At 69.8% G+C, this 17,768-nt stretch carries 17 protein-coding genes, 1 rRNA gene and 1 riboswitch; of the genes, 5 read left to right on the top strand and 13 right to left on the bottom strand.

Annotated elements, in window-relative coordinates:
• The first annotated feature begins 54 nt into the window (after positions 1-54).
• The 4 genes from modA to ACIBVL_RS30125 are packed head-to-tail and all read left to right on the top strand — an operon-like array spanning position 55 to position 3,191.
• Positions 55-879, top strand: a complete 825-nt coding sequence (gene modA, locus ACIBVL_RS30140) for a molybdate ABC transporter substrate-binding protein (protein WP_399101882.1) — start codon at positions 55-57, stop codon at positions 877-879.
• A complete protein-coding gene (locus ACIBVL_RS30135) occupies positions 876-1,721 on the top strand; it encodes an ABC transporter permease (protein WP_399101880.1) in 846 nt (281 codons plus the stop codon). Before modA ends, ACIBVL_RS30135 begins: the two co-directional genes overlap by 4 nt.
• Positions 1,718-2,800, top strand: coding sequence for an ABC transporter ATP-binding protein (locus tag ACIBVL_RS30130; RefSeq protein WP_399101877.1), 1,083 nt, complete (start codon positions 1,718-1,720; stop codon positions 2,798-2,800). The genes ACIBVL_RS30135 and ACIBVL_RS30130 overlap by 4 nt, the downstream gene beginning before the upstream one ends.
• A 28-nt stretch (positions 2,801-2,828) precedes the next feature.
• Positions 2,829-3,191: a molybdopterin-binding protein gene (locus ACIBVL_RS30125; RefSeq protein WP_399101875.1), complete on the top strand. Its 363-nt coding sequence runs from the start codon at positions 2,829-2,831 to the stop codon at positions 3,189-3,191.
• Between the two features lie 56 nt (positions 3,192-3,247).
• Here ACIBVL_RS30125 and gcvP read toward each other — a convergent pair whose 3' ends face one another.
• A complete protein-coding gene (gene gcvP / locus ACIBVL_RS30120) occupies positions 3,248-6,133 on the bottom strand; it encodes an aminomethyl-transferring glycine dehydrogenase (RefSeq protein WP_399101873.1) in 2,886 nt (961 codons plus the stop codon).
• A gap of 185 nt (positions 6,134-6,318) precedes the next feature.
• Positions 6,319-6,414, bottom strand: a riboswitch (glycine riboswitch).
• 112 nt (positions 6,415-6,526) lie between these two features.
• Here gcvP and ACIBVL_RS30115 point away from each other — a divergent pair.
• The gene (locus ACIBVL_RS30115) at positions 6,527-6,898 is read left to right on the top strand and encodes a PRC-barrel domain-containing protein (protein WP_399101871.1); all 372 of its coding nucleotides are present in this window, start codon (positions 6,527-6,529) and stop codon (positions 6,896-6,898) included.
• 5 nt (positions 6,899-6,903) lie between these two features.
• On the opposite strand, the gene ACIBVL_RS30110 is transcribed toward ACIBVL_RS30115, so the two are convergent.
• The 12 genes from ACIBVL_RS30110 to rrf form a co-directional block, all read right to left on the bottom strand.
• Positions 6,904-7,341 carry a nucleotidyltransferase domain-containing protein gene (locus ACIBVL_RS30110; protein ID WP_399101869.1) on the bottom strand — a complete coding sequence of 146 codons (438 nt, stop codon included), beginning with the start codon at positions 7,339-7,341 and terminating at the stop codon, positions 6,904-6,906.
• Positions 7,328-8,854, bottom strand: coding sequence for a DNA polymerase IV (locus ACIBVL_RS30105; RefSeq protein WP_399101867.1), 1,527 nt, complete (start codon positions 8,852-8,854; stop codon positions 7,328-7,330). The genes ACIBVL_RS30110 and ACIBVL_RS30105 overlap by 14 nt, the downstream gene beginning before the upstream one ends.
• Positions 8,855-8,920: 66 nt before the next feature.
• Positions 8,921-9,604 carry a MerR family transcriptional regulator gene (locus tag ACIBVL_RS30100; RefSeq protein ID WP_399101864.1) on the bottom strand — a complete coding sequence of 228 codons (684 nt, stop codon included), beginning with the start codon at positions 9,602-9,604 and terminating at the stop codon, positions 8,921-8,923.
• A 259-nt stretch (positions 9,605-9,863) separates the two neighbouring features.
• Entirely contained in the window at positions 9,864-10,337 is a 474-nt protein-coding gene (locus tag ACIBVL_RS30095) for a bifunctional nuclease family protein (protein WP_004934251.1), read from the bottom strand.
• Positions 10,338-10,421: 84 nt separating this feature from the next.
• Positions 10,422-11,159 carry a MerR family transcriptional regulator gene (locus ACIBVL_RS30090; RefSeq protein WP_399101862.1) on the bottom strand — a complete coding sequence of 246 codons (738 nt, stop codon included), beginning with the start codon at positions 11,157-11,159 and terminating at the stop codon, positions 10,422-10,424.
• Between the two features lie 42 nt (positions 11,160-11,201).
• Positions 11,202-12,086, bottom strand: a complete 885-nt coding sequence (locus ACIBVL_RS30085) for an FHA domain-containing protein (protein ID WP_399102366.1) — start codon at positions 12,084-12,086, stop codon at positions 11,202-11,204.
• A gap of 82 nt (positions 12,087-12,168) precedes the next feature.
• A complete protein-coding gene (locus tag ACIBVL_RS30080; protein ID WP_399101860.1) occupies positions 12,169-13,002 on the bottom strand; it encodes a DUF881 domain-containing protein in 834 nt (277 codons plus the stop codon).
• A 5-nt stretch (positions 13,003-13,007) separates the two neighbouring features.
• A complete protein-coding gene (locus ACIBVL_RS30075; RefSeq protein WP_003988855.1) occupies positions 13,008-13,340 on the bottom strand; it encodes a small basic family protein in 333 nt (110 codons plus the stop codon).
• The gene (locus ACIBVL_RS30070) at positions 13,337-14,245 is read right to left on the bottom strand and encodes a DUF881 domain-containing protein (protein ID WP_399101858.1); all 909 of its coding nucleotides are present in this window, start codon (positions 14,243-14,245) and stop codon (positions 13,337-13,339) included. The genes ACIBVL_RS30075 and ACIBVL_RS30070 overlap by 4 nt, the downstream gene beginning before the upstream one ends.
• 98 nt (positions 14,246-14,343) lie before the next feature.
• Positions 14,344-16,839, bottom strand: coding sequence for a sugar phosphate nucleotidyltransferase (locus tag ACIBVL_RS30065; RefSeq protein ID WP_399101856.1), 2,496 nt, complete (start codon positions 16,837-16,839; stop codon positions 14,344-14,346).
• A 116-nt stretch (positions 16,840-16,955) separates the two neighbouring features.
• Positions 16,956-17,564, bottom strand: a complete 609-nt coding sequence (locus ACIBVL_RS30060; protein WP_399101853.1) for a CDP-alcohol phosphatidyltransferase family protein — start codon at positions 17,562-17,564, stop codon at positions 16,956-16,958.
• 109 nt (positions 17,565-17,673) lie between these two features.
• Positions 17,674-17,768, bottom strand: a 5S ribosomal RNA gene (gene rrf, locus ACIBVL_RS30055); the annotation flags it as partial.

Below are 17,768 nucleotides of genomic sequence, written 5' to 3'. Positions count from 1 at the left end.
TGCGGCATCATCGTCACTGGGCCCTTCGAGGGACCGCAGACCGAGGAGCACACAGTGACGACCCGTACCGAGTGCCGTACCCACCGCATCGTCCAGGTGACCGGCGCGAGTGTCGCCGTGCTGCTGCTGGCCCTGAGCGCCTGCTCCTCCCAGGACCCCGGCGGCACCTCCGCGAAGTCGGGCTCCTCGGCCTCCCCGAAGCTCTCCGGCCCGGTCACCGTCTTCGCGGCCGCCTCCCTCGAGGAGAGCTTCACGACCCTGGGCCAGAAGTTCGAGAAGGACCACCCGGGCACGAAGGTCACCTTCAACTTCAGCGGCAGCGACACCCTGGCCGCGAGCATCACGGGCGGCGCCCCGGCCGACGTCTTCGCCTCCGCCAGCCCCAAGACCATGGCGATCGTGACCGACAGGAAGGACAACGCCACCGAGCCGGTCACCTTCGTCCGCAACCAACTGGAGATCGCCACCCTGCCGGGCAACCCGGACAAGGTGTCCTCCTTGAAGGACCTCACCAAGTCCGGCCTGAAGGTGGTCCTGTGCGACAAGACGGTGCCGTGCGGCGCCGCCGCCCAAAAGGCCCTGGAGGCAGGCGGCCTCAAGCTCACCCCGGTCTCCTACGAACAGGACGTCAAGAGCGCCCTGACCAAGGTCGAGCTGAAGGAGGCCGATGCGGCGGTCGTGTACAGGACGGACGTGCGCGCGGCCGGTGACAAGGTGGAGGGCGTGGAGTTCCCCGAGTCGGCCGACGCCGTCAACGACTACCCGATCGCCCTGCTGAAGGACGCCCCGAACGCCGAGGCGGCCAAGGCCTTCATCGCCCTGGTCCGTTCCGCCGAGGGCCAGAAGGTCCTGGCCGACGCCGGGTTCCTCAAGCCGTGACCCCACCCGTGCGGCCGGCCGCCGCGGACCCCCTGGAAGGCGGCCCGCGGCGCGTCCGCGTCCGCACGGGCGTCCCGCTCCCCCTGCTGCTGCCCGCCCTGCTCGGCCTCGCGTTCCTGCTGCTCCCGGTGATCGCGCTCCTCGTCCGGGCCCCCTGGCACAGCATGCCCGAGCAGCTGACCAGTGACGAGGTCTGGCAGGCGCTGCGGCTCTCCCTGGTCTGTGCCACGGCGGCGACGGCGGTGAGCCTGGTGATCGGGGTTCCGCTGGCCTGGGTCCTCGCCCGGACGGAGTTCCCCGGCCGGGGCCTGGTCCGCGCCCTGGTGACCCTTCCGCTGGTCCTGCCCCCGGTGGTGGGAGGCGTGGCCCTTCTCCTCGCCCTGGGCCGCAACGGTGTCGTGGGTCAGTGGCTGGACTCCTGGTTCGGGATCACGCTCCCGTTCACCACGGCCGGCGTGGTGGTCGCGGAGACGTTCGTGGCGATGCCGTTTCTCGTCATCAGCGTGGAGGGCACGCTGCGGGCCGCCGACCCGCGCTACGAGGAGGCGGCCACCACCCTCGGCGCCTCCCGCTTCACCGCCTTCCGCCGTGTCACGCTCCCCCTGATCGCTCCGGGCATCGCGGCGGGCGCCGTCCTGGCCTGGGCCCGCGCCCTGGGCGAGTTCGGCGCGACGATCACCTTCGCTGGCAACTTCCCGGGCCGTACGCAGACCATGCCGCTGGCCGTCTACCTCGCTCTGCAAAGCGAACCGGAGGCCGCGATCGCCCTCAGCCTGGTCCTGCTGGCCGTCTCGATCGCCGTTCTCGCCGGACTGCGGGACCGCTGGACGACGGCGTCATGAGCACCGTGCGGAAAGGTGTCCTCGGGACCGGGATCGCGCGCCAGGGCCTGGACGCCCGTCTTCTCGTCGACCGCGGCGCCTTCCGCCTCGACGTCTCCCTCACCGCCGCCCCCGGCGACGTCCTCGCCCTGCTCGGCCCCAACGGCGCGGGCAAGACCACCGCCCTGCGCGCCCTCGCCGGACTCGTTCCCCTCACCGGCGGTCACCTCCGCCTGGACGGTAGGGCCCTGGAGCGTACGCCGCCCGAGTCCCGCCCGGTCGGCGTGGTCTTCCAGGACTACCTGCTGTTCCCCCACCTCACCGCCCTGGACAACGTCGCGTTCGGCCCGCGCTGCCGCGGTGCCGGCAAGGCGCAGGCCCGCGCCCGGGCGGCCGAGTGGCTGGACCGCATGGGCCTCGCCGCGCTCGCCGGCGCCAAGCCCCGCCGGCTCTCCGGCGGCCAGGCCCAGCGCGTCGCCCTCGCCCGCGCCCTCGCCACCCACCCCCGGCTGCTGCTCTTGGACGAGCCCCTCGCCGCCCTGGACGCCCGTACCCGGCTGGAGGTACGCGCCCAGCTCCGCCGCCATCTGGCCGAGTTCGAGGCGGTCGCCGTCCTCGTCACCCACGACCCGCTGGACGCGATGGTCCTCGCCGACCGCCTGGTCGTCGTGGAGGACGGCCGGGTCGTCCAGGAGGGCACCCCGTCCGACATCGCCCGCCACCCGCGCACCGACTACATCGCCCAACTGGTCGGCCTGAACCTCTACCGAGGCCGCTCGGACGGCCACACGGTCCGCCTGGAGACCGGCCCGGCCATCACCACCACGGAAGTCCTGTCCGGCCCCGCCTTCGTCGCCTTCCCGCCGAGCGCGGTCACCCTCCACCGCGAACGCCCTACGGGCTCCAGCGCCCGCAACCTGTGGCGCTGCGAGGTCGTCGGCCTGGAGACCCACGGCGACCAGATCCGCGCCGACCTCACCGGCGAACTCCCGCTCGCCGCAGACCTCACCACCGTCGCCGCGGCGGAACTCGATCTGCACCCGGGCACCGCGGTCTGGGCGACGGTCAAGGCGACGCAGACCCACGCATACCCGGCATGAGCCGCTCGGGGCCCTACCGTGGGTTCCCATGACCCTGAGCATCCGCAACCAGCTGCCCGGCACCGTCACCGCCGTCCACCCCGGCGAGGTCATGGCCACCGTCAAGATCCGCCTGGACGGCGGTCAGGAACTCACCGCGGCCATCACCCTGGAGTCCGTGGAGCACCTCGCCCTCACCCCGGGAAGCGCCGTCCGGGCTCTGCTGAAGGCGACGGAGGTCTCGCTGGCCACCGGCCGGGTCGACGGCCTCTCGATCCGCAACCAGCTGCCCGGCACGCTCACCGGCCTCACCGCGGTGATCACCAAGGAGGCGGCCACCGACCTCGGCCTCTTCGTCGGCTCCGACGTGGTCGCACTGATCAAGTCGACGGAGGTCTCCCTGGCCGTCTAGACGGACACAGAGCCCCGTCCACGAGGGACGGGGCTCTGCTCTGTGTCCGTGCCCGCTCAGTCCTCGTACGTGTCCAGCGGCGGGCACGAGCAGACCAGGTTCCGGTCGCCGAAGGCCTGGTCGATCCGGCGCACCGGCGGCCAGTACTTGTCGGCGGCGGACACCCCGGCCGGGAAGACGGCCTCCTCACGCGTGTACGCGTGCTCCCACTCGCCACCGAGCGCGGCCGCGGTGTGCGGGGCCTGGCGGAGCGGGTTGTCCTCGGCCGGCCACTCGCCCGAACCGACCTTCTCGATCTCCGCGCGAATCGCGATCATCGCCTCGCAGAACCGGTCCAGCTCGATGATGTCCTCCGACTCGGTCGGCTCGATCATCAGCGTCCCGGCCACCGGGAACGACATCGTCGGCGCGTGGAAACCGTAGTCGATCAGCCGCTTGGCGACGTCGTCGACGCTCACCCCGGTGGCCTTGGTCAGCGGTCGCAGGTCGATGATGCACTCGTGCGCGACCAGCCCGCCCGGGCCGGTGTAGAGCACCGGGTAGTGCGGCTCGAGCCGCTTGGCGATGTAGTTGGCGCTGAGCACCGCCACCTGCGTGGCCCGCGTCAGCCCCTCTCCGCCCATCAGCCGCACATAGGCCCAGGAGATCGGCAGGATCCCCGCGGAACCCCAGGGCGCCGCCGAGATCGGCCCCACACCCGTCTCGGGCCCGGCGGCGGGCTGCAGCGGGTGGTTCGGCAGATACGGCGCGAGGTGCGACCGTACGGCCACCGGCCCGACCCCCGGACCACCGCCGCCGTGCGGGATGCAGAACGTCTTGTGCAGGTTCAGGTGCGAGACGTCACCGCCGAAGTGCCCCGGCCTGGCCAGCCCCACCAGCGCGTTGAGGTTGGCGCCGTCGACGTACACCTGCCCGCCCGCCTCGTGCACCTGGGCGCAGATGTCGGCGACGTGCTCCTCGAACACCCCGTGCGTCGACGGGTACGTGATCATCAGCACCGCCAGCTCGTCCCGGTGCCGTTCGATCTTCGTCCGCAGGTCCTCGACGTCGATCTCACCGTCCTCGGCGGTCTTCACGACGACGACCTTCATGCCGGCCATGACGGCGCTCGCGGCGTTCGTCCCGTGCGCGGAGGACGGGATCAGACACACGGTCCGCTGCTCGTCGCCGTTGGCCCGGTGGTATCCGCGCACGGCCAGCAGCCCGGCCAGCTCGCCCTGCGACCCGGCGTTCGGCTGCAGCGACACCTTGTCGTATCCGGTGACCTCGGCGAGCCGCTCCTCGAGCTCACCGATGATCGTGAGGTAGCCCTCCGCCTGCTCGGCGGGCGCGAAGGGGTGCAGCTGCCCGAACTCGGGCCAGGTGACCGGCTCCATCTCGGTGGTCGCGTTGAGCTTCATGGTGCAGGAGCCCAGCGGGATCATGCCCCGGTCGAGCGCGTAGTCCCGGTCGGCGAGCCGGCGCAGATAGCGCAGCATCGCGGTCTCGGAACGGTGCTGGTGGAACACGGGGTGCGTCAGGATCGCGTCGGAACGCAGCAGCCCGGCCGGCAGCGCCTCCGCGGCGACCGCGTCGAGCGCCTCGATGTCCCCGTCCACCCCGAAGGCGGCCCATACGGCGGCCACCTGGGCCCTCGCCGTCGTCTCGTCGCAGGCGACCGACACCTGGTCGGCGTCGACGAGGCGCAGGTTGACCCCGTGCTCCCGGGCGGCGGCGACGACCTCGACGGCCTTCCCGGGCACCCGCACGGTCAGCGTGTCGAAGTAGGAGCCGTGCACGACCTCGACTCCGCCGGCCGCGAGCCCGGCGGCCAGGATCGAGGCGTACCGGTGCGTCCGTCGCGCGATCGCCCGCAGCCCGTCGGGCCCGTGGTAGACGGCGTACATCCCGGCCATCACCGCGAGCAGCACCTGCGCCGTGCAGATGTTGCTGGTGGCCTTCTCCCGCCGGATGTGCTGCTCACGCGTCTGCAGCGCGAGCCGGTAGGCCTTGTGCCCGTCGGCGTCGACGGACACCCCGACGAGCCGCCCGGGCAGGCTGCGCGCGAACTTCTCGTGCACGGCCATGTAGCCCGCGTGCGGTCCACCGAATCCCATCGGCACGCCGAAGCGCTGAGTCGTCCCCACCGCGATGTCCGCCCCCAGCTCACCGGGCGACTTCAGCAGCGTCAGCGCGAGCAGGTCGGCGGCGACGGTGACGAGCGCGCCGAGCTCGTGCGCCTGGTCGATCACGGCCTTGATGTCGCGTACCGCCCCGGAGGCGCCCGGATACTGCAGCAGCACGCCGTTGATCTCCCGCGCGGCGATGTCTGCCGGAATTCCTTCGGCGAGGTCGGCGACCACGACCTCCACGCCCGCCGGCTCGGCGCGGGTCTCGATCACCGCGATGGTCTGCGGCAGCACATCCGCGTCGACCAGGAAGAGGCCCTTCTTGTTCTTCCCCATCCGCCGGGACAGGGCCACCGCCTCGGCGGCGGCCGTGCCCTCGTCGAGCAGCGAGGCACCGGAGGTGGGCAGCCCGGTCAGGTCGGCGACCATGGTCTGGAAGTTCAGCAGCGCCTCGAGCCGGCCCTGCGAGATCTCCGGCTGGTAGGGCGTGTAGGCCGTGTACCAGGCCGGGTTCTCCATGACGTTGCGCAGGATCACCGGCGGCGTGAAGGTCCCGTAGTACCCGAGCCCGATCATCGAGTCGAGGACCTGGTTGCGGTCGGCCAGCGACCGCAGCTCCGCCAGGACCTCGGCCTCGGTGCGCGCGTTGGGCAGGTCCAGCGCGTCGGCGTTCTTGATCACGTCCGGGACCGCGGCGGTGGTGAGTTCGTCGAGCGAGCCGTATCCGACGTGCGCGAGCATCTTGGCCCGCGCCTCCTGGTCGGGCCCGATGTGGCGCTGCTCGAAGGGGATGCCCTGTTCGAGCTCGGTGAGCGGAATGCGATCGGCGGTCATTGCTGAGGCCTCCTGGTCTGACGCGACCTTCGAGGGGCACCACGGCGCGGGTGCCCGGACGGCCTCCCCCTCTGTCATCTCAACCTGAGAGCTTCACCGACCGCCACTGGGGCGGCCGGCTTTCACCGTCGGTGAGGACGGAAGCCGTCGACGCCGTCGACATCCGCCCTGCTTTCCAGAGTGACCTCGTCCGCGCGGTACGTGGGCCTGAGAGATTCCGGGGAGGATTTGCTCCTTCGGCGCCTCCGACGGTCTTCGGAGGACTCTCCCGCACGGGGTCAGCAGCCGTTGTCAGACTATCAGCGAGGTCAACGGGGCCTCCTCGAGTGGCCGCTCGTCCCAATGTGCTCTTTTGTAGTGCTTACGGATGAGTTGCGACCAAGTGGAGGGCCCGTGCAGACCGACATCGATCCGCGCAACCTGATCGGCCGCAAGGCGTTCGACCGCAACGGCACCAAGATCGGCACCATCGACGAGGTCTACCTCGACGACGCTACGGGTGTGCCGGAGTGGGCGGCCATACGCACCGGCCTGTTCTCCCGGGACGCCTTCGTCCCCCTGGAGCCCAGCGAACTGGTGGACGGCACTCTGCGCGTCCCCTTCGACCGGGCCCTGATCAGGGACGCCCCCGACTTCGGTGTGGGCCGCCACCTCTCCCCGGAGCAGGAGCTCCAGCTCTACCACCACTACGGCCTGGACGTGGCCGCTCCTTCCCCTCTCCCCGACCACGACTTCGGCAGGCTGGCGGGCACCGACGAGACCTGACCGCTTCAGGCACAGGCCCGTATGAGAGCGGCGAGTACCCCGCACGGGTCGTGCAGCACACGGGCGCCATCCGTGACGACCCGACAGGTACCGGCGTCGACGGGATCGGTTCGCGCCCAGTCCGCGGACGTGACCCCCAACTCGACCTCCAGTCCGGAGCCCGTGACGTGCCGCACCTCGGTGACGGGCCCCCACGCCCGCACCCGGACCACTTCCCCCAGGTCCAGCTCCCGGACGCAGCCGCCGTCGGCGGTGTACAGGTCCGGTTCCTCCACGAGCAGCACGAGATCGACGTCCGAATCAGGGCGCGCCGAGCCCCGCGCACAGGACCCGACGAGCAGCAACCCGACGACATCCGCCCGCCGTACGGCCCATCGGGTGACCCGATCGACCACGCCCCGCATCTCGGCCTCCCGCCCCCCGGACACCTCACCGGCTTTCACGAACGCCCCGCCATACGCTTCCGGTCCCATGCCACTCCCCCGTCGTCAACGACCCCATCGGGTCCGAACCTCCCGAGCCATTCACTCTGCGTAACGAATCATGCTCACTCCGTGTTCCCGAATCCAGCCCTGGTTCCTGAGAAGTCGGCTCCAGGCCCCCGGGGCCCTCCCCCGGTCTTCGCCGCACCAGCGGCAAGGGGTCCGCAGACGCCAGCTCAGGATCGTCCACCCGGAACGTCCGCACCCGCCCCGGCTCCGACTCAGGCGTCTCGAACCGCACGGTGACCCGGCCCAGCCCGCTGCCCTGCACCCAGCCGTGACCCAGCTCGGTGTGGACCACGTCATGCCCGGGGCGCCACTGATGCTCGACCGGCACCGGCTCCGCAACGGCCGGCTTCTCGGGAAGCTGCTCCTCGGCCGCTCCGTCCGCCCGCTCCTCCTCCGCCGCCTGGGCGAACAGGTCCTCCTGCGTGAAGTCCGCCAGACCGCTGACGCCGACCCCGAGCAGCCGCACCCCGCCCGTGGTGTCGACGGAGTCCAGCAGCCGGGCGGCCGCCTCCCGTATCACCACCGGATCGTCCGTGGGCCCGCGCAGGGTCTCTGACCGGGTGAGCGTGGAGAAGTCGTACCGCCGCACCTTCAGCACGATGGTCCGCCCCGACAGACCGGACCCCCGCAGCCTGCGCACACACCGCTCCGCCAGCCGCCGCACCTCCAGCTCCACCCGGATCCGGTCGTGGATGTCGATGTCGTACGTGTCCTCGACCGACACCGACTTGGCCTCGCGCTCCGCCACCACGGGCCGGTCGTCGCGCGCCAGCGCCATCGCGTACAGCCCGTGCCCGTGCGCCTTGCCCACCAGGCGCACGAGCTCGTCCTCACCGGCCTCGGCCAGCTCGTCGACCGTGGTGATCCCGGCCCGCCGCAGATGGTCGCCGGTGGCCGGGCCGACCCCCGGCAGGGTCCGCACCGACATCGGCCCGAGGAGGGCCCGCTCCGTCCCCGGTTCGATGAGCACCAGACCGTCGGGTTTGGCCTGCTCGGAGGCGATCTTCGCGAGCATCTTCGAGGCGGCCAGCCCCACCGACCCCGTGAGCCCCGTGAAGGCCCGGATGTCCGCTCGCAGCCGGATCCCGGCCAACCGCGCCGACTCGCTGTCCCAGGCCGCTCCCCCGGCCTCCAGGTCCACGAAGGCCTCGTCGAGGCTCAGCGGCTCCACCAGCGGCGACAGGGCCCGCAGCAGCCCCATCACCTGATCGCTGATCGACCGGTAGAAGGTGAAGCGCGGCACGAGATACGCGGCGTTCGGAGCCAGCCGGCGCGCCTGGGCCATGGGCATCGCCGAGTGGACGCCGAAGGCCCGCGCCTCGTAGGAGGCGGTGGCCACCACGCCACGCGGCCCGAGACCGCCCACGATCACGGCTTTCCCGCGCAGACTCGGCTTGGATGCCTGCTCCGCCTGGGCGTAGAAGGCATCCATGTCGAGATGCAGGATGGTGGGCGCGTTTCTCACATCTCCGATGCTGCACCACGCCACTGACAATGACGCCGCGCGGCCCCCCACCGTGCCCGGGGGGCCTCAGACCGCCCGGTTGCGCCGCCGTGCCAGCTCGTCCGCCGGGTTGTGCCCGACGAGCGTCTCACCGGTGTCGACACGCTCTCCGTGCAGCTGTGACAGCGCGCTCTCCACGTCCCGCCAGACCACGCCCACCGCGATCCCGAAGACGCCCTGGCCGCCCTGCAGCAGCGCGTGGACCTCGTCCGGCGAGGTGCACTCGTAGACCGTGGCGCCGTCGCTCATCAGCGTCATGCGTTCCAGATCGCGGAAGCCTCGCTCCCGCAGGTGCTGGACGGCGGTGCGGATGTTCTGCAGCGACACCCCGGTGTCGAGGAACCGCTTGACGATCTTCAGAATGACGACGTCCCGGAAGCTGTACAGACGCTGCGTCCCGGATCCGTGCGCGGGCCGCACGCTCGGCTCGACGAGACCGGTACGGGCCCAGTAGTCGAGTTGCCGGTAGGTGATGCCGGCGGCCGCGCAGGCCGTCGGTCCGCGGTAGCCGATCTGCTCGGACGCCATGGACGTCGCCCCTCCGCTGCTCGGCACGGCCGCGGGTCGCTGCGGGGCGTGATCGGCCGCGCTGCCCTGATGGGGGTACCCCATGCTCGAGCGCAGCCGAGAGCTCGGGGGAGGGTACGGACCGCTCCCCCCGACACCGAGTCCGGGGGCACCCCCAGCCGTACCGTCGCCGCTGCTTCTCACGCCGACCTCCGTCCTTGACCTGCCTTCTCGACGGTAGGCAGTCACCAGGGGTGCGTCAACGATCGCCACACTCGCCACGCCGAGTGATAATCACCCTAAGAGTGGTTTCCCGAACCTCACCGCGGGGAAAGGCTAGCCGAATGCGCTGAGGAGAAGCCGTAGGACGCTCTCACGCGCCGCTGGCACGTGCCGGACCCAGAGCGGTCACGCCGGTGCCGCCCCGCCCTGTTCCAGCCCGTGCCGGCTACTGGCGTGCCGGCTACTGGTTGCTGGTGCCGAAGTCCTCGGGCGAGATCTGGTCGAGGAACTCGCGGAACTTCTCCACCTCGTCCTCCTGCTCGTCCGGAATGGCGATGCCCGCGTCGTCGAGCACCGTGTCGCTGCCGTAGATCGGCGTCCCGGTGCGCAGCGCCAGAGCTATGGCGTCCGATGGGCGTGCGCTCACCTCGACGCCGCTGGCGAAGACCAGCTCCGCGTAGAAGACGCCCTCCCGCAGATCCGTGATGCGCACTTCGGTGAGCTCCTGGCCGACGGCTTCCAGCACGTCCTTGAACAGGTCGTGGGTCAGCGGTCGCGCGGGGGCCATGCCCTGCTGGGCGAAGGCGATCGCCGTCGCCTCCCCCGGTCCGATCCAGATGGGGAGGTAACGGTCGCCTCCCACTTCACGCAGCAGCACGATCGGTTGGTTGGAGGGCATTTCGACCCGGACACCTACGACATCGAGCTCGTTCACACAGCAACCCTAGGCCGTGCTCGGGACGTTTGGGTAGTCGGGCCGGGAACGGGTGACCGATCCGCCCAGGGCGAAACCGGCGGCTCAGGGCAGTCGGACCCCGAGCGCGGTCTGCACGAGCGCCGCGTGCAGCCGCATCGTGAGACCCGCCAGCTCCTTCGTACGGGCCTCGGCATGAGCCCGGGTCTGCGGATTGCGGTGCCGCCTGAGCGGGGCGACCACCTGGTCCACCAGACCGGCCTCACGGTCCGCGGCGGCCTTCATCACCCGCAGATGGCGCGGCTCGATCCCGAACCGCCCCAGCTCGGCGACGAGCGAGGCCACGGTGGCGGCCTCGGCGTCGTAGACCCCGTCCTCCAGCGGCACGAGGAGCCCGTAGGACTCCCACTCCGCCAGCTCGGGCTCGTCGATCCCGGCGGCGGCCATCAGTTCCGCCCGCCCGATCCGGGCCGCCGTGGGCCCCTCGGAGGGCTCCAGGACGGACTCCCCGTCCCGCTGCCGGCCCACCGTCGGCAGGGGCAGGGCCTCGCCCCGCTCCATCGCGTCCAGGTGCTCTCGGATCACCTTGAGCGGCAGATAGTGGTCCCGCTGCATTCTCAGTACGTGGCCGAGGCGCTCGACGTCCTCCCCGCTGAACTTGCGGTACCCCGACGGCGTCCGCTGCGGATCGATCAGCCCCTCCGCCTCCAGGAAACGGATCTTGGAGATGGTGACTTCGGGAAACTCGTCACGCAGCGCGTTCAGCACGGTGCCGATGCTCATCAGACCACCGTCCGCGGCGGCGGTGCCGTGGCCGGCACCGCCCCTCGGTGTTTGAAGCATGGACCTTCCCTGGGTTCCCCCCGGATGGAATCCGGGGGAGGGTCAGTAGCCCCGCTGGCTCGCGTAGAAGACCAGCCGGTACTTGCCGATCTGCACCTCGTCACCGTTCGACAGAGCGACCTCGTCGATCCGCTCCCGGTTGACATACGTGCCGTTCAGACTTCCGACGTCCGCGACCATGAACGTGCCGTCCGGGTTGCGACGGAACTCCACGTGCCGACGCGACACCGTCACGTCGTCCAGGAAGATGTCGCTCTGCGGGTGACGCCCGGCCGTGGTCAGGTCGCCGTCCAGCAGGAAACGGCTGCCCGAGTTCGGACCGCGGCGCACGACCAGCAGCGCGGAGCCCAGCGGCAGCGCGTCGACCGCGGCCTGCGCCTCCGGGGAGAGCGCCGGCAGCTGAGTCTGGCCGGTGGCCTCGGAGTCGTAGGCCTCGAGACCGGAGATGGAGATGGTGGAGGTCGTCTCGGACGCGCGCTCGGGCGTCAGACCGGGACGCAGCGGCGCGCCGCAATTGGAACAGAAGCGGCTGTTCTCCGCGTTGCGGTTACCGCACCTCGTACACACCAGGGCCGACATGGGAGAAAACCCTCCACCCGCACTTGAGGTTGACGGTTGGCCGAAACCTATGCCGCCGGCCTGGGCGGGGTCAACAGACGCCGCGCCCTGACCTCCGGAAATGTCACCACCCGGACCAGCGACCTGGTCCCGGAACAGCGGCCGCTGGCCCTCTGCGTCGGGCTGTGCGCGATGACGGGCGGTCGCGTTGTCGCTGCCCTCTCGCGCGCTCTTGCCGAACAACTTCGCAAACAACTTCACGGGCGATTCCCCTTGACCGAAACAGACCCGCCCGTGGGGCAGGACGAACCCTGACTGAATACACCGGCCGACCCGGACACCTTCACAACGTCCGTATCCACCAGACAGTTTCCACCACGCACCACCCGATCGGTGCGCCGACCCCCCGCAACCTCTTGCCCCTGCCGGACGACCCCCATGCACCCCCGGTTCACTGTGAGGACGACCGAGCGTAGTCAGGCTGCTTCGCCGCTCGCAAGGCGTCCACGACGATCTTGTCCGATCGCTCGACGGTCACGGTGGCCTGCTCCTTCTCGAGAGTCTGCACCACGCCTCCAGGGATGTTCAGCGCCGGTTCGAGGTCCTGCGGGTTGCCGATGACCTTGAAACGAAAGGGCGCGTTGATCTTGTTCCCGTCGACGCTCACGCTGTTGCCCGAATCCGTCAGGTAGGTGCCGGCGACGACCCGCACGCCGTTCACCTGGATCGCCTCCGCCCCCGCGGCGCGCAGTTCCTGGATCGTGTCGAGCAGCATGTCCGCCTCGACAGTCCCCTTCGTGTCCTCGATGGTCATCGTGATACCGGGCCCCTGTGCGGCCACCGTGCCCGCCAGGATGCCCAGTTGCTTCTCCTTCTCGACCGTCTGCTTGCGGGCCTCCTCGGCCTGGTCGGAGCTGTTCTCCAGCTCCTCGCGCTGCTTCTCGAGCCCTTGCTTCTCGTCTTCAAGACGCTGACTGCGGTCGTCGAGTTCATCGAGGATGCGGACAAGATCCTCCTGGCGCGCGCCCCGCAGGGCGTTTCCGCTGTCGCTGTTGGAGGCCACCTGGACGGCCAGGCCGAAGCCGAGGCCGAACAGCAGCAGGGCGACGATGAGTTGGGCCCGGCTGAACCGCGGCGGCCACAGCCCGTTCACCAGCCGCTCCCGACCGGTCAGCACCGGCTCGGCCGACTCCTGGGACGTACCCTCCGCAGGAGCAGCCACCGGCACCTCCTCCGGCAGTTCCTTGCGCAGTCTGTTCTCGGGCACCTGGTCCTGGTCGCTCATCGGCCTCACGCCCGGAAAACGTGCCGGCGGATCGCCGCGGCATTGGAGAAGATCCGGATGCCGAGCACGACCACGACCCCGGTGGAGAGCTGGGCACCCACGCCCAACTTGTCGCCCAGGAACACGATCAGCGCGGCCACGACCACGTTCGACAGGAACGACACCACGAAGACCTTGTCGTCGAAGATGCCGTCGAGCATGGCCCGCAGACCTCCGAACACGGCGTCCAGCGCCGCCACGACGGCGATCGGCAGATAAGGCTCCACAACCGCCGGAACCTCAGGCCGGACCAACAGGCCGGCCACCACTCCCACGACGAGGCCCAGTACGGCGATCACGATGTGCCCTTCTCAGTTCTCGGCTGTGCTGTACGGACGATCACACTCGGTGCGGCGGGCAGCTGGACGTCGTCCTCCACGGAAATGGCCGTCCGGATGCCGTAGTTCTCCTGCAGCACGTTCAGATAGACGCCGTCGGCGCTGTTCTGGAACCTGGTGCTGAGGTTTTTCCCGTCCCCCACCGCGAGCACCGTGTACGGCGGCACCAGCGGCTTGTTGTCGACCAGTATCGCGTCCCCAGCTGCCCTGATCGCCGACAGCGCCGTCAGCCGCTGCCCGTTGATCGATACGGCTTCGGCGCCCGACGCCCAGAGCCCGTTGACCACCCGCTGCATGTCCCGGTCACGGACCCGGCCGGTGTCGGAGAACCCGGAGGTCTCGCGCGGGTCGCCGTCGCCGCCCGTGGTGGCTTCCTTGGCGTCGTTCACGACCAGCTTGACCCCGGGCCCGTGCACCTCGACGGCACCCGACAGGATGCTCGCCAGATCCGCCCGCCCACTGCTGCCGCCGCCCTGCTTGAGCGCCTCCTGCTGCCGTGCGCTCACATCGTCGCGCAGTTCGTCGACGGTGCTCTCCAGCTTGTCGGCCGCCCTGGTCTCACTGTCGATGCGGTCGATCAGCTCCTCGCGCTCCTTGGCCACCACCGGTGCCGCGATACGCGCCTGTGCCGCGCCGACGGTGACCACGAGAGCCGCGAGCACCAGGCCGGCGGCGAGACCGAGCTTCGCCCGCAGCGTCCTGGGCAGACCACCGGCGCCCTCGGCCTGCTTCCGGGCGGCGGCCTCGGCGTAGCCGTCGTCGAGGCTGTGGTCCATGACGTTGGTGAGCAGCGACATGGACGCGTCCGGGCGCGACGTGCGCGCGGGTGTGCTCCGAACGGGGGGCTGCTGCGGCATGCCGCACATCGTCGCATGTCGCGACCACTACCTCCGAATGGCCCCACCGACGTGCCGGACAGGCCCCCTCAGGGACGCCTGTCCGGCACGCGCGCGTGGTGTGCGGATCAGCGCCCGGCGCTGTCCACGACCGACGACCACTCGTCGAGCAGTGCCTGCGCGGAGGCGTCGTCGGGCCCCTCCGCCCACAGATGGGTGACGGCCTCGGCCGGGTCGGGCAGCACCATCACCCAGCGCCCGTCCGTCTCGACCACCCGCACGCCGTCGGTGGTGTCCACGAAGCGGTCTCCGGCCGCCTCGACGACCCGCCGCATCACCAGCCCCTTGACGGCCCACGGCGTCGCCAGATCCCGCTTCAGGACGTGCGCCCGCGGGATCCGCGCGTCGATCTGGCTGAGCGTGAGCTGCGTGCGCGCCACCAGCCCGATCAGCCGTACGAAGGCGGCCGTACCGTCGAAGACACTGCTGAACTCCGGGACGATGAACCCGCCCTTGCCGTCACCGCCGAAGATGGTCGACTCGTCCCGCCCGACCCGGGTCAGGTCGTCGGGCGAGGTCGTCGTCCACTCCACCTGCGTGCCGTGATAGGCCGCCACCTGCTCGGCGATCCTCGTCGTGGTCACCGGCAGCGCCACCCGCCCGCTGCGCCGCTCCGCGGCCACCAGGTCGAGCAGGACGAGCAGGGCCCGGTCGTCCTCGATGATCCGGCCCTTCTCGTCGACGAGGGAGAGCCGCTCACCCACGGGGTCGAACCGCACCCCGAACGCCGCCCGGGACGAGGCCACGATCTCCCCGAGCCGCACGAGCCCCGAGCGTCGCTGGTCACCGGTCTCCGTCGGCCTGGACTCGTTCAGACCGGGATTGATGGTCAACGAGTCCACCCCGAGCTTCCCGAGGAGACTCGGGAGCACCAGCCCGGCGCTGCCGTTCGAGGCGTCCACCACGACCTTCAGCCCGGACTCGGCAATCCCTGTCGTGTCCACGTTCCGGAGCAACGACCCGGTGTACGAGTCGAACACGCTGGCCGGAAAGTGCAGGTCCCCGATCTCTCCCGGGAACGCCCGCCGGTACTCCTGCCGGGCGAACACCCGGTCCAGCTTCCGCTGACTGCCCTGCGACAGATCGGCACCCCGCCCGTCGAAGAACATGATGTCGACGGAATCCGGAACCCCGGGCGAGGTCCGGATCATGATCCCGCCGGCCGATCCACGCGCCGTCTGCTGCCGCGCCACGGGCAGCGGTACGTTCTCCAGGTCCCGTACGTCGATGGCGCTGGCCTGCAGCGCGGAGATCACCGCCCGCTTCAGCGCCCGGGCGCCACGGGAGTGGTCACGGGCCGTGGTGACCGTGGAGCCCTTCTTGAGCGTCGTCGCGTATGCGCCGGCGAGACGCACCGCCAACTCTGGCGTGATCTCGACGTTGAGGATGCCGGACACCCCTCGGGCACCGAAGAGATGGGCCTGTCCCCGGGACTCCCAGATGACCGAGGTGTTGACGAACGCGCCGGCTTCGATGGTCTTGAACGGGTAGACCCGCACATTCCCCTGGACAATGGACTCTTCGCCGATCAGGCATTCGTCGCCGATGACGGCGCCGTCCTCGATGCGGGCGGCTCTCATGATGTCGGTGTTCTTTCCGACGACACAGCCACGCAGATTGCTGTGCTGCCCGACATACACGTTGTCGTGCACCACGGCCTTGTGCAGGAAGGCCCCGCTCTTCACGACGACATTGGAACCGACGACCGTGTGCTCACGGATTTCCGCGCCGGCCTCGACCTTCGCGTAGTCCCCGATGTACAGCGGCCCGCGCAGAACGGCGTCGGGATGCACTTCGGCACCTTCCGCCACCCACACGCCGGGGGAGATCTCGAAGCCGTCGATCTCCACGTCGACCTTGCCCTCGAGCACGTCGGCCTGGGCCTTCACATAGCTCTCGTGCGTGCCGACGTCCTCCCAGTAGCCCTCGGCCACGAAGCCGTAGACCGGCTTGCCCTCCTTCATCAACTGCGGGAAGACATCGCCGGACCAGTCAACGGGCACATCGGCCTCGACGTAGTCGAAGACCTCCGGCTCCATGACGTAGATGCCCGTGTTGACCGTGTCCGAGAAGACCTGGCCCCACGTCGGTTTCTCGAGGAAACGCTCGACCTTGCCCTCTTCGTCGACGATGGTGATGCCGAATTCCAGCGGATTGGGCACCCGCGTGAGACAGACGGTGACCAGCGCGCCCTTTTCCTTGTGGAAGTTGATCAGCTCGGTGAGGTCGAAGTCCGTGAGGGCATCGCCGGAGATGACGAGGAAGGCGTCGTCCTTCAACGCCTCCTCGGCGTTCTTCACACTTCCGGCGGTTCCGAGTGGCTTCTCCTCATTGGCATAGCTGAGCTCCATACCGAGCTCTTCACCGTCCCCGAAGTAGTTCTTGACCAGTGAGGCCAAGAACTGCACGGTTACGACGGTCTCGTTGAGCCCATGCCTTTTGAGCAGCCTCAGTACGTGCTCCATGATCGGCCGGTTGACCACCGGCAGGAGCGGCTTGGGCATGCTTGAGGTCATGGGGCGAAGGCGTGTGCCTTCGCCTCCGGCCATCACAACGGCCTTCATGTCGGAAGCGTCCTCCTAGAAGAGACGACGGTCTAGCCGACTTCACCCATCCAGATTGTCCCGCACTTTTCCGCAGCGGGCCATCGAGCCACTACTGCTACCGCCAATCGGCGAGCTCAGTCGGCCATGGTGTCCGCACGAACCAGGCGGCGGACCTGTACCACGTAGAGGACTCCTGCCCACCAGTAGAGCGTTGTACCCCACCCTGCGAACGCCCATCCGAAAATAGCAGCGAGTGACGCCAGCCATCCACTTCCGTCACTGAGCAGGAGCAGCGGGAAGGCGTACATGAGGTTGAAGGTCGCCGCCTTGCCCAGAAAGTTCACCTGGGGCGGCGGATAACCGTGCCGCCTGAGGACGCCCACCATCACCAGCAGCACCAGTTCCCGCGCAAGAAGTACGGCCGTCAACCAGACAGGGAGAATCTCCCGCCAGGTGAGGCCGACCAGCGTCGAGAGAATGTAGAGGCGGTCCGCGGCCGGGTCCAGGAGCCGGCCCAGACTGCTGACCTGGTTCCAGCGTCGCGCGAGCTTGCCGTCCAGGTAGTCGCTGACACCGCTCAGCGCCAGCACCAGGAGCGCCCAGCCGTCGCTCTGCGGACCTCCGAACTCGGGCCTGAGGATCAGCCACAGGAAGAGGGGCACGCCGACGAGACGCGCCATGCTGAGGATGTTGGGGATGGTGAGGACCCGGTCGGTCTGTACACGGGTCTCCTGGACCTCCACCCGGGGGCCTCCAGTAGAAAACGAGCCAACGATGCCCCCTGACCCTACCTCAACGCAAAAAAGCTCTGGCTCTTGGGCTGTGTGCCCAAGAGCCAGAGCTCTAAAGGGAGTTCGGCGGTGTCCTACTCTCCCACAGGGTCCCCCCTGCAGTACCATCGGCGCTGTAAGGCTTAGCTTCCGGGTTCGGAATGTAACCGGGCGTTT

Origin of the sequence: Streptomyces sp. NPDC049687, from assembly GCF_044465285.1 — a bacterium.
In the GTDB taxonomy this organism is placed as follows: domain Bacteria; phylum Actinomycetota; class Actinomycetes; order Streptomycetales; family Streptomycetaceae; genus Streptomyces.
Note: the sequence above shows the minus strand (reverse complement) of the source record. Positions and strands in the feature narration are given on the sequence as shown.